Here is a 12,469-nt window from a genome sequence, read left to right on the forward strand (position 1 = left end):
ATTTCGACAGATCTCACGTCAGGAGCACTCTGACAGCGAAGCATAGGCTATCTGGCGATACTGCGAGAGGGCCTGATGATAACGGCGCAATCCTCTGACCCCAGCTAGTTCAACCACAGGCATGGAGCGTCCCCCTCTCCTGGGAGCTCCGTTCATTACGCATCATCCGATGTGGCGGCGGATCCTATACGCCCTGATGGGGGTGTTCATGCCGATCACCGCCTCGACGCAAAACGCGCTTTTTTCGGGTAATCTCGCGAGCGCCGCGGGCGAAGCGGGTTTGAGCACGGCAGAGGCAACCTGGCTCGTCGCGGGCTTCATAGCGGCCGCAGCCTTTGCCAATCTCGTGGTCATCAAGGGCCGTCAGCAATACGGCATCATGTTCTTCCTCACGACCCTGCTTGGCGTCAATATTGCGACCGGGGTGCTGCTCGTCTGTTTGCCGTGTTTCACGACGCTCATGATCAATCGCGTCAGCAATGGCCTCATGGTATCGACCAATGTGGCAGCCGGGGTTTACTACCTCATACAGGCCCTGCCGAAGACGCATCGTGTCAAGGCAATCTCCATAGCCATAGGCTGCCTGCAACTGGCCACGCCGCTGGCATCACTCATCCCCGTCGAGACCCTGACGATCTCGGGAAATTTCGGTTTCGCATGCCTCGCCACGGCTCTGGGCGCGCTTCAGCTCACATTCGTCCTTCTTCTCCCGCTGCCCACCACAAATACTGCGAAGGTCTTCGAGCCTCTCGATGCCTTATCGGCCGTCTTACTGCTTGGCGTCTCGATCTGCCTGACAAGCGTTCTGGCGCTGGGTCGCACCATGTGGTGGACCGACACACCCTGGATAGGATGGCTTCTCGTCGGGCTGGTCGTTTTCGGCACCGCAGCCTTCGCTGTCGAATTCTGTCGCAAACGCCCATTGCTGCAGATCGACTGGCTGAGCAAAGGCACCATTTTGCGTTTCGGGCTTGTCGCGATCATGGAACGTCTGCTGCTCTCAGAACAGAGCACGGGCGTGATCGGCCTGTTTTCTCATGCCGGTCTGATCAACGACCAGTACCACGCGCTCTATCTGTTCGTGATCATGGGCATGGTCGCGGGCACGACACTCATGGCGGTCACGCTTTCTCCTAGGCTCATTCCTGTGCAATGCGTCGTGGCTCTTCTTGCCATCGCCCTCGCATCCTGGCTGGACTCTGGCAGTAATGGGCTGACCCGTCCGAGCGACGTCTATGTCTCTCAGACGCTGCTCGGCTTCGGCACCACGCTCTTTGTCGGGCCCGCTCTTCTATATGGAATTATCCTGGTCCTGAAAACGGATACCAGCCATTTCGTATCGACGATCTATGTCTTCGCAATCACGCAGAGCATTGGCAGCGCAACAGGCGCCGCGCTTCTGGGCAGTATCCAGTACTACTATCAGAATTACGCCATGGTCGGGTTCGCGTCTCGAATGGCCGATACTGCCTCGCTTTCGCTTGCATCGGCCCAGCAGGGTCTCTCATCGGTCTCCAGATCGCTCTCCGACCAGTCGGCCGTTATGGGATATCTGAATGTCTTCGGCTTCGTGAGTGTTCTTGCGCTGACTGCGATAGCCCTGATCACGCTCGTTCTGATTTGCAAACGTCTCCTCGAGATTTCGGCAAAACATCTGACATGACCCAAACGCCCCCTTCCTCTGCTGCCGCGCCCGGCAACGAGACAGCTACGCCTGCCGCGCCACCTCCGGTATGGCACCCCCCAAGGCGAAGTCTGCTCGTGTTGACGCTCGTGGCCTTTCTGGCCGTCGTCGTCATCGCCTGCATTCTGGCAGCGTTCGATCTGGCGCCTTTCGGTGAGCAGGGGGTACGAACCGATGATGCCTATGTGCAAGGGCATGTCACCATCGTTGCACCTGAGGTGCCGGGTTATATCGAGGGCGTTTTCGTCACCGATTATGCAATGGTGCACAAGGGTCAGCTTCTGGTTCAGATTGACGAGAGCACCTACAAGGCGCGTGTTGCACAGGCACAAGCCGATCTTGGCAGCAAGCAGGCCGCTTTGATCAACAACAAGCAGAACCAGGCCTCTGCCCGTGCCAGACTGGACCTGCGTCAGGCCGCGTCGATGACCGCCCGCGCTCATCTGACGCATAGCAGTGCCGATCACAGGCGTCAGGCCGCTCTTGTCGGCGACCAGAGCGTCTCACAGAAGGAATACGATGCCGGTCTCGATAGCTGGCATTCCGACGAAGCCTCGCTCCGTCAGGCCCTTGCCGACGTACGCGCTGCCGAAGCGGATGTGAAATCGGCAGATGTGCAGGAGAAGGTCCTGAGCGCCGATGTACGCCAGGCCGAGGCCAGCCTTCTCTCGGCACAGATCGACCTCAACCGCACCCGAATCCGGGCGGCGAGCGACGGGGTAATCGGTCGCACGGGCGGCACACATATAGGCGCCTATGTCGGCGCAGGTACCGCCCTGTTTTCACTCGTGCCGAACGAGCGCTGGGTCATTGCGGAATATAAGGAGGCCCAGACCGGCAATATCCGGGTCGGTCAGTCCGCCTCCTTCACGGTCGACGGGCTCAACGGTCAGAAATTCGGCGGACACGTCTTTCGTATCGCTCCGGCCACGGGCTCTGAATTCGCCGTTGTGAAGCCTGACAATGCCACCGGCAATTTTGTGAAGATTCCCCAACGCATCGGCATTTATATTTCTTTCGACCCCAATCAGCCCAATGCCGAGCGTCTGGCCCCCGGCATGTCGGTAGAGAGCTATGTGGCAACGCCGACCGGGCAAAGCCATGACCACGCCCAATCGAGAGACGCCACGCCGTGAGCGTTCGTCAACGCGCTTCGCTTCAGGCGGGGCTTGCAGCTCTCCCCCTCATTTTGAGCGCCTGTCAGGAGGGCGATTTCGTCCTGCCCAAAGGCTCTGCCGTGACTGCGCCCACCGCATGGCGCCGGGGCGATCCCGCGCAGACCGCAACGACGCTCGACCCGCAATGGTGGAGCCAGTTCGGCGACCCTGTACTGGTAACGCTTGTCTCTCATGCGCTTGCAAACAACCCGGACCTCGCCCTTGCGGCAGAGCGCGTGCTGCAAGCGCGCGGGCAGATGCGCCTCGCCCTCAGCGCCCAGTTGCCCCATATCGACGGTCAGGGCCTCGGTGTCGGCAACGGTCATCTGATCGGGTAGAATTTCAGCCAGTATATTCTGGGTGGCGGTCTGACCTTCGATTTCGACCTTTTCGGCAAGCTGCGCGAACAGACGCGTGCGGCGCGTGTACAGACCCTGTCGAGCGAGGCAGATCGCGAGACGATCAGGCTCGCCTTGATTGGCGATACGGTGCGCGCCTATGTCTCGCTTAAGGCGTCACGCAGCGCGCTGGTCATACTGGAGCGCAATCTGACCGTGCGCGAGGCCGAGCAGACGCGCGTGAGCCATCAGCTCAAGGCCGGTTATGAAAAGATCAGCGTGCTCGATCAGGCCGACGCGCTTGTAAGCGATGCAGAGGCACAGATCGCCTCGACACGGTTGCAGATCGCCCAGCAGGAAGATGCGCTGAGCGTGTTGCTTGGCGATCTGCCCGGCGATCAGATTACCGACATGACGGCGGGGCTGCCACTAGAGGCGCTGCGCCTGCCACCCGTGATCGCCCCCGTTCCGGCGCGGCTATTGTCGAACAGGCCCGATCTGATCTCTGCCGCCGACCAGATCGTGGCGGCAGATCACAGCCTCAAATCGGCAAGGGCCGCTTTCCTGCCTGACATCACGATCAATCCCGGGATCGGTACGGCAGGCGGGTCGGGGCCGATCTCCGGCACGGTCTGGGCGCTGGGCGGCAGCCTTCTCGCGCCGATTTTCGAGGGGGGCGCCCTGCGCGCGCGGGAAAGCGTCGCCGTATCGCAGCGCAACCAGGCTGCCTGGACCTACCGCAAGACCGCAGTGCAGGCCTTTCGCGAAGTTCAGGATGCACTATCGGGCACCTGCCAGCTCGCCGCACAAGAGGTCAGCCTCAAACGCAGCCTGATCAGCAAGCAACACACGCTCGACGACGCACGCAAGGAGCTGGGCACAGGCTACGTCAATTATTTCGACGTCGCGAATGCCGAGAGTGCCGCGCTTTCTGCCGAGCTGCAAACGGTGCAGATCAGGGCCTCCCGCCTGGCCGAACTCGCGACGCTCTATCAGGCCATCGGTGGAGGCTATACTGCCCTTGCCAGCAAGGATCAGGCCCTATTGCACGCGGATATCGACGGCACTTCCAGCCCCGGTCGCATCGACGAGCGCGATATGTGCAAAGCCGGGTCCGTCGGGCGTCCATGACGGGGTAATACCGGTCGGCGTATCAAGCGGCACGCCATTGACCAGCCAGCGATAGGGTTCGACACCGCCGCTTGCCACCAGGCCGAGCGGCGTGACGTGCCCGTCTTCGGCGAAGCACTCCACCCTGCCGTTATTTACTGGCTGCACGATCTGGGGGCCGCGTTTTTCACTGAGCTTTTGCAAAGCCGGAGAGAGCATTGCCTGAGCCGGCGGCATTTCGGTCGGCAAAGCGCCGCTCTCGGGCAGGATATCGAATACATGCATGAGCACCGGCGCCGACGTGCCGAGCCCCGTGATGCCGGGCACTGCCGTGCCATCGGGACGCCCCGCCCAGACCACCACGGCCCAATCGCCACGCAGCCCCGCCGCCCAGGCATCGCGCTGGCCATAGGAGGTGCCGGTCTTGAAGGCTACTCGCCCCTCGACCGTCTCGACGCGCCCCTTGGGCAAGGGCGAGCCACCCAGAATCGACAGGATCTGTCGGCTTGCCCGCGCGCCGATCAACCGTGTACCCGGTGCAGGCTCTACGGGCCAGTCAAGGCTGAGCGGGCGCGAGATCCCCTCATTGGCAAGGGCGACATAAAGCCTGCCCAGATCGAGCGGCGTAATCCCAACGCCGCCAAGCGCGAGCGCAAGGCTAGGCGATGTATTGGGCGGCAGTTTGAGCGCGATACCTGCTGCGTCGAGTGTGCCTGCGAAATAACCGGCGCCGATCATGTCCAGCGCGCGCACGGCAGGCAGATTATACGATCGCTGCAAGGCCGTCCGCACCGTCGTGGTGCCATGAAAGATACGGTCGTAATTACGTGGCGCGTAGCCCCCGAAATGACTGGCCCGATCCTGGATGACCGTATCGGGCGCCAGAAGGCCGAGCTGAAACGCCATGCCATAAATGGCCGGTTTCAGTGCCGAGCCGGGCGAGCGCCAGGCGGTAATCATGTCTGCTGCGCAGCCGGAGCAGCCATTACCCGCATTGCCCTGCCAGGCTGCGATACTGCCATCGCGCCGGGCCACCAGGGCGGCCCAGGTTCCGCCGGAGGGCGGCGGCGTGTCGTGCAGGATGCCCGCAAGACTGGCCTGGAGGCGACGGTCTATCGACGTCCGAGCCACGCCACGCATTCCCTTGCGCCACTGCCAGGTGAGCGGCCCCGGCGCCTCATGTACGAGATGACCGCTATGCAAAACATAGGGCATGGACCCACGGCGCAGCCATCCCTCGGCAGGCTGTGCTGCCAGAAGCCGGGCCACCTGCGCGCGCGCGGCGAGCGGATGCCTGTCAGGGCGCAAGCTCTGCGGATGACGCGCCATGACGATCATTAGGGCAGATTCCTCGGCACTCAGATGAAGCGGCTCATGACCGAACCAGAGCAGCGATGCCGATCTGATCCCCTCGATATTGCGGCTCTCCGGTGCGAGGGTGAGGTAGAGGTCGAGCACCCCACGTCTTCCATAACGCCATTCGAGCTGGGCGCCGCGCAGCATGTCGAAGACCTTGCCGCGCAGACTATGCCGATGCGGGGTGAGCAGACGCGCCGTCTGCATGGCGAGCGTCGAGCCGCCGGAAACGATATGGCCACGCGTTGCGAGCTGAAAACCGGCGCGCAGCAGCGAAAGCGGATCGACACCGGGATGGATCCAGAAACGTCGGTCCTCCACCTGCAATAACAGAGCGAGATAGCGTGGATCGACCGCCTCTCGCCGCGTTTCAAAACGCCATGCGCCATCCGGGCTTACACGCCCGTCGAGCAACTCGCCCCGCATATCCTGCATGAGAAGCGCCTGCTGATTCGCCCGCTTCATATCGGGCGGGAACAATCGATCGGCGGCCCAGAGACCGCCGACAAGACAGAGCGCCGCGAGCGATATGCCGCCCAGCCCGTGCCGCCATAACCGCTTGCGGCGCGCGCGCGTCTGTAGGGTCGAAGCGCTCATCGCGGGGCGATGACGATCCGGCTGGCCGCATTGCGCCCCATCTGACCCGGGTTGAAACGGTCACGCACCAGCGTTTCCGGCAGCAGAAACTGCCCCGGCGTTACGGCGCGCACGATATAGGCAAGCCTGAACGCATTGCTGCCCAGAATACGAGGCGAAGACGGGCTGTATGTGCCGCCCCTCAGATTGAAGGCTGCGAAAAAGCGATCATCCTTGAGGGCGACGGCATTGGCCTGGGTGGTCTCGCCCAGGAAAGACGGTCCGGCCTTCGGGGCGGGCGCGTCCGAATCGCTGTCTTCTTCCCGGCCACGAACGATGCTCTCGATTTCCCAGCCAGCAGGCAGCAACTGGGTCAGGGCGCAGTGATGCGGATTACGGTCCTGGGATTCCCCCTCGATCACCACCATGAAGCGGTCATTCTGCCTGCCCTTGGCCGGGTCGTAGGGCGTGCCGTCCAGCGTCACGGTCGAAACCCTGACCGTGAAACCGTCGGTGATAGGCGCGGGGGCCTCCTTGGGCGTGCCCGTGATCGTGACCGTCATCCAGAGCGGCACCGTGCCGGTATTAGTGAGTTTGGTGCCGTCGAGCTTGCGAGCATCGGGGCTGAGAACGAATGGCAGGCCGATCGGTCGTGCCTGTTCGACCCCGTTGACCGCGATACCGCGCGCGGGATCAGGCTTGTTCATCGCCGCCGCCGCCTCAAGCAGCGAGGTGGTTGTTGCGTTGCTGATCCACGAGACAGGCACGTCGAGCAAGCCGAAGCGATCCGTGAGTTTCTGCGCCAGGCCGTTATTGCCGCTCTCTGCCGCCAACGAGACCAGCCCGCCCAGATCGCGCAGATAGATCCAGTAATACGGATCGAAAAGCGTGGGACGCCCCGAACGCGCCGACCCGAGCGAATTTACGGCCAGGCCGAACAGGGTATTGCTCATCTGGCGCTCATTACCCAGAGCGAGGCCGCCCGCCAGATGACCCAGCGCCAGCGCATCGGCAAAAGTGGCGTCGCTGGCGCTGTTACCCCAAACGATACGCTGTACGCCGCCAACGGCACGTGAGGTGGCACTGTCGCCCAGAGCCCGCAGGGTCGGCGTATCGAGGCGTCCCGCGCGCGCCAGAACATAAAGCGCGTAAGCCCTCGTCTCGGGCGTGACGGCATTTTCGGAACGATCTTCATGACGGTCCTCGATGCCTGGGCTCTGCGCCTGCGACGTCACAAGCCAGTCGAGTGCATGATCGAGAGAGTCCTGTGGGACAGCATAACCCGCCTCTTTGGCACGCGTCAGAAAGTCGACGACATAGATCTGCTCCCAGGGGAGCAGTCGCCCGTCGTTCAGACGCCACGAGCCGAAACGCCCTCCGGCATCTTCACGATCGATCAGCATGGCAATGGCGGTTTCGATCCGCTTCTGAGCGCCTTCAGGCACGGTGAGACGGGCCAGCGCGTCATGCCCCTTGAAAGCAAGCAATCCACGCGCAGAAGCCGCAAGACTGGTCGTGTCGTTGCCATAACCCGCTTCGAGATTCTGAAGCAGCGCAATAGTGTTGAGCCCGTGCACGCCGGAATAGCCGAGCGTGACCGCCGAGCTTCCCGGCTCGAAAGGCGCAAGCAGAGAGGCCGAGGCCTGATAGCTCTGGCCCGGATCCTGCTTCTGCTCGCTCGATTGCGTGATCGGCAGATGGCCCGGTCGAACCTGCAGATCCCAGCTGCGCGTTAGCATCACGCGACCCTGCTTGTCTGAAAGTCTTGCGGTCAGATGCGCAATGCCCGACTCACCGGCCTGTATGGTGGTGGGGAAGGACTGGCGAGCGCCCTTTTGCAGATCGGCATCGAATTTCGCCGATCCGGTAAGATGGATCGGCCCGCTCCCGCTCAGGGCCACGGCATAATGGCCCGCTGCCCCTTCGGTATTGACCATTGATACGAGACTGGTGGCGACATCGCCCGGGGCGAGAAAGCGCGGCAAGGTCACATCGGCAAAAACCGGGTCGCGAACGAGCATATCCGACTCTGCCGAACCGAGCGCATCGTCGGACCACGCCGTGACCATCAGATGCAGCGTGCCCTCGAAATCGGGCACATCGAGCGGCACACTGGCGTGACCGTTTTCGTCGGGAGTGATGATGCCTGAAAAGAGTGAGACGATACGGGTCGAGGTAACCGAAAGCCCGCCACCATCGCCGCCTTCGTCACCTCCTTCGCGCAACAGACCCGCCTGGCCGACTGGGGTCATCAGATGGACGTAGCTGTCTTTCACATCGAGCGCGAAGGCCCGTCGCCCATAAACCAGATCGAACACATCGGGCAGCTTCCATTGCGTCAGGGCGAGAATGCCCTGATCGACAGCAGAAACAACTAGATGCACATGCTTGCCGCCCTGAACGGTCAGAGGCAGCGTGATTTTTGCCTGCGGCCGAATGACCTTCGGTGTCTCGACCGCCAGCTTCAGGCGATGGGCGGACTGATCGAGACCGATATAGGCGAGTCCCACCGCGCGCGAAGGCTCATGCGCGCGAGCGGGTGTGTCGAGCGGGCGAAACGCCGTGACCAGCACATAGGCGCCACCCGGCCAGTCAGCCTGCGCCTTTACCGGAATATCGAGCCCGTTTTTGGGCAGGATCACCGTTCTGGCGCTCTGTACCTTGTCGGTCGCAATGACGATCTGCGCTTCACCGGCAAATGGCGCCTCTACATGAACGATCGTCTGCCCGCCGACCGGCAGCACCTTGTCACGCACCGACAGGCTCAGCCGGTCGGGAGCGTTCGGCTTTTCGCTGCTGTCGGACCACCATCCCGAAGTGAAACGCTGCGAACTCGCTGCGTTCGTCTCGGGGTCAGTCAGGATCATGCGATAACGACCGCTATCCAGCTCGGGGGCGAAATGCGCCCTGCCCTGTGCATCGGTCGTCACCGTACCATGCTGGAGCGGCTCATCGATCACATGGCGGACAAAATGCCAGCCACGCGCTTCCGAGATCCAGTCATAGGTCTCGTTTTCGCGTACGAGGGTCCAGGTCAGACTACGCGAGGCCATAGGTTTGTTATCGGGGTTGAGCGCTATGACATCGACCGGCACTGGTTGGGTGGCATTGTCGCTGCCCATGGGCGGGGTGATGACACGCAGCCCGATCATCGGGCGATGGCGTCGGATCGGCAGAGAAAGCGTTTTACTCACGCTGCGGCCAGAAGGATCGAAAAGGCTCAGCTTGACTTCGGCCTTTAGCGGCAGGGTCAGCCCCTGAGGCAGGTCAGGCGCGATCTCGATTGTCGAGTGCCCTGCTTCATCTGTGTCAGGCACCGCCACGGATTGCTGATCGGGGCTGAAATTCTGGGTAGCAAGGCCGAATACAAAATCTTTCAGCCCCGGCACGGGCTCTTCGTCGCGGAGGATGCGAATCAGACCTTCGCCATGCAGATGCGCGGCGGGCGCGCCATATAGATACCGTCCCTCTAGCGCGATGGAGAGTTTCTCTCCCTCGGTCAGGGCGTCCTTGCCTGATTTCGCCTCCACAGCGATGGTCTGCGGCACAAAATCCTGCACGAGCACGGAGGCGCGACCGATGGGCGGCGAGGTTGGATCGACATAAGCCTCGATCAACCAGCTTCCTGAAGCCGCACTCGGTGAGAGGGCGAATTTGTTGAGGAATCCCCCATCCTCCTGCGGTTTGATGATGAGGGTCTGCGCTTTCACGCCATCGGGGCGTCGCAGAATGACCGTAAGCGGCAAGGTGCTGAGCGCCTTGCCCTGCGGATCGCGCAAAAGGATGGTCGTATTCACGCTTTCGCCGGGGCGATAGATACCGCGATCGGTCACAATGACCGCCTGCTGGGCGCCCGGCGCCTCATGGCCCTCCGCCCCGCGATCGGAGAAATCGAACCAGGCCTGCGTAAGGGAGACGGTGGTGAGATCACCATTCGGGCTTGTTGCCAGGAGCGAAACGGGCTGATCGGCCCCCTTCCCCCTGATCAACCCGGCAGCAAAGACGACCTGCCCTTCGCCATCGCTCACGGCCTTACCGAGGTCATCGCCACCCTGCGACACGAGCCGCACCGAAACCCCCTTGAGAGGAAGCGCGGTCGACAAGGCGCGCGCATAGACATGCAGCCCGTCACTGCCACGCATTGTTGTCAGCGCCGTGTCGCTCACATTCACCCAGTGGGCGGCTATCTGCTGGCTGTAATCGTCATAATCGTCCGAACCGTTCGATGCTTTCTGCAGTGGGGCGGCAATACGGCTGTCGTTCTTCGGCGTGCGGGCATTTTCTGCCGTTACGAGATAAAGACCGGGCTTCTGGCCCTCGATCAGTTTCGCAATGGGAAAGGCCGTTACAACGCCCGCATTACGCGCGCCTTGCGTCTCCAGCGTGCCCGACCACACCTGCGAAAGACGCGTGCTGCGCAGTCTTTCGAATTCATAGGTTTCGAGCGAAGTCTGACTCGTATCGACCCGTGGATAGGCCTCTTCGGCAGTCATGCTCTGCGTCGCATTCGGCGAGAGGCGCCAGACACTCAGACGAACGCGTTCCATGTTCACGGTCTGAACGTCGAGCCCCGCAGCGCTGCGACGCGGCAGGATGAACCCTTCACCCGCCAGGCTCAGACTCGGCGTGCGATCGCCAGTCGCCATGGTAACAGAAACGGGTTCAGCCAGTACACGGCCCTGCGCATCATGAACGCCACTGCTGAGCGTGATCTTGTAACGCGTGCTCCAGGCCAGTCCTCCGAGGCAAAGATCATGATCGCTTACCCTGATATCGGGGCGCAAACTCGGCGTGATCTGAAGGTGGTCCGCATATTGCGGACCGGCCTGGCTATCGAGCGCCTTGGCGAAACGCAGGCAGAATTCGGGGGTTTTGCCGCCTGTATTGAGCAGAGTGCGCCGGAATTGCATCGGGTCCGCCAGAGCCGCAGCACTGCAAAGCAGTATTGCGGCGAGAGGCAGGCCGACAGCGACTACGCCAAGGGATCGTTTCTGCGCCGATTTTTTCATCAATTTCATCCAGGACCGCGAAATACCGTCCCTTCTTGATGACAATCATTCAGGAACCCGGCAAGTCTCCCCCATCATGCTTTCCGGCCTCATACCCATGGATGTGATAGTTATTTGATGATTTGAAATAAAAAAGACAAATAAATCCCATAATAGTTTCATTTTGTCCGTAATCACTGACCTGCTTTTTGCCTCACACCGAACGCCAGAGCATCGGTCACTATATCGAGCGCGCGCAGATCGAGTGAGGATCGTCCCTCCCGGATCAGAGTGGCAAAATGACGATAGACCCCGGCATATTCGCCCGTCTGCGAAAGCGAGATCTCGCGTGAACCGATACGGAGCCGCGCGCCCCCTTCGGAAAGACTGACGGTTTCGCCTTTTTTCGCATGCCAGACGATTTCCCATACCTCGCTCGCCGCTTCATGCCTCCAGTCGAACTCTGCCGTCACAGGCAGGTCGGTCTCGCTGCCACGCATTGCCAGTTTGACCTGAGAGGGCGCCTGCTGATCGCGATAGAAAGACAACAGGGCCGTATCGTAGAGAAGGGCCTCGGTCGATAGCGCGCAGAGTATGGAAAGCGCATTGATCCCGGCATCGAAAACGCCGAGCGCCCCGGCGCGCCACAGCCAGTCGGCACCGGGATGCCATTTCTCTGCATTCTCTTTCCACGCAATCGTCACGCGCTCGACCGCCAGCGCAGGCAGGATATCCCGCAGCACGGATACCGCGGGCGCGTAGATCGAATGCCAGGCTGCAAAGAGCGTCAGCCCGCGCTCTCCAGCCAGTCGAGATAATGAGCCCGCCTGAGAACGGGTGAGAGTCGGTGGTTTTTCAAGCAAGACATGCCACCCCGCAGTCAGGGCCTCTCTAGCCAGAGCATAGCGGAGATCGGGCGGGGTGCAGAGCGCCACGGCATCGAGCGCAAGACGGCTCTGCCTGAGTTCGGCGAGAGACGAAAAAACCGGCACATCCAGCGCAACCGGTACTGGTGACACGGCTGCCACGACCTGGAAATCGGGGTCGTTTTCGAGGACGGGAAGATGCTGCTGCCGGGCGATCTGCCCGATCCCGATAACGGCTATACGGATCATCCGCGCTTCATTCCCGATCGCCTCCGCCATGACCATCACCGGAGCGAGGGGGTGACCCTAACCCGAGATGTTGGGATATGGATAATAAGGAAATGAACCCAATTCATGGGTAAACGATTATCGATCCGTCCTGAGCGCACGCAAC

General features: G+C 61.6%; 7 protein-coding genes. 4 read left to right on the forward strand and 3 right to left on the reverse strand.

Annotated elements, in window-relative coordinates:
* The first annotated feature begins 208 nt into the window (after window positions 1–208).
* The 4 genes from ABHV46_RS03515 to ABHV46_RS03530 are packed head-to-tail and all read left to right on the forward strand — an operon-like array spanning window position 209 to window position 4,310.
* On the forward strand, window positions 209–1,663 hold the full coding sequence (locus ABHV46_RS03515; protein ID WP_438382737.1) for a hypothetical protein: 1,455 nt from the start codon (window positions 209–211) through the stop codon (window positions 1,661–1,663).
* Window positions 1,660–2,820, forward strand: coding sequence for an HlyD family secretion protein (locus tag ABHV46_RS03520; protein ID WP_438382738.1), 1,161 nt, complete (start codon window positions 1,660–1,662; stop codon window positions 2,818–2,820). Before ABHV46_RS03515 ends, ABHV46_RS03520 begins: the two co-directional genes overlap by 4 nt.
* Window positions 2,817–3,179, forward strand: coding sequence for a hypothetical protein (locus ABHV46_RS03525; RefSeq protein ID WP_438382740.1), 363 nt, complete (start codon window positions 2,817–2,819; stop codon window positions 3,177–3,179). Before ABHV46_RS03520 ends, ABHV46_RS03525 begins: the two co-directional genes overlap by 4 nt.
* 60 nt (window positions 3,180–3,239) lie before the next feature.
* Complete coding sequence (locus ABHV46_RS03530) at window positions 3,240–4,310, forward strand: TolC family protein (RefSeq protein WP_438384220.1); 1,071 nt, start codon at window positions 3,240–3,242, stop codon at window positions 4,308–4,310.
* Here the strand turns inward: ABHV46_RS03530 and ABHV46_RS03535 are convergent.
* The 3 genes from ABHV46_RS03535 to ABHV46_RS03545 form a co-directional block, all read right to left on the reverse strand.
* Window positions 4,221–6,242, reverse strand: coding sequence for a transglycosylase domain-containing protein (locus ABHV46_RS03535; protein ID WP_438382741.1), 2,022 nt, complete (start codon window positions 6,240–6,242; stop codon window positions 4,221–4,223). The two genes, ABHV46_RS03530 and ABHV46_RS03535, sit on opposite strands and share 90 nt — an antisense overlap.
* Window positions 6,239–11,230 carry an alpha-2-macroglobulin family protein gene (locus ABHV46_RS03540; protein ID WP_438382742.1) on the reverse strand — a complete coding sequence of 1,664 codons (4,992 nt, stop codon included), beginning with the start codon at window positions 11,228–11,230 and terminating at the stop codon, window positions 6,239–6,241. Before ABHV46_RS03540 ends, ABHV46_RS03535 begins: the two co-directional genes overlap by 4 nt.
* A gap of 173 nt (window positions 11,231–11,403) precedes the next feature.
* On the reverse strand, window positions 11,404–12,324 hold the full coding sequence (locus tag ABHV46_RS03545; protein ID WP_438382744.1) for a Gfo/Idh/MocA family protein: 921 nt from the start codon (window positions 12,322–12,324) through the stop codon (window positions 11,404–11,406).
* Window positions 12,325–12,469 lie beyond the last annotated feature (145 nt).

It is taken from the genome of Asaia sp. BMEF1 (genome assembly GCF_051628905.1).
In the GTDB taxonomy this organism is placed as follows: Bacteria; Pseudomonadota; Alphaproteobacteria; order Acetobacterales; family Acetobacteraceae; genus Asaia.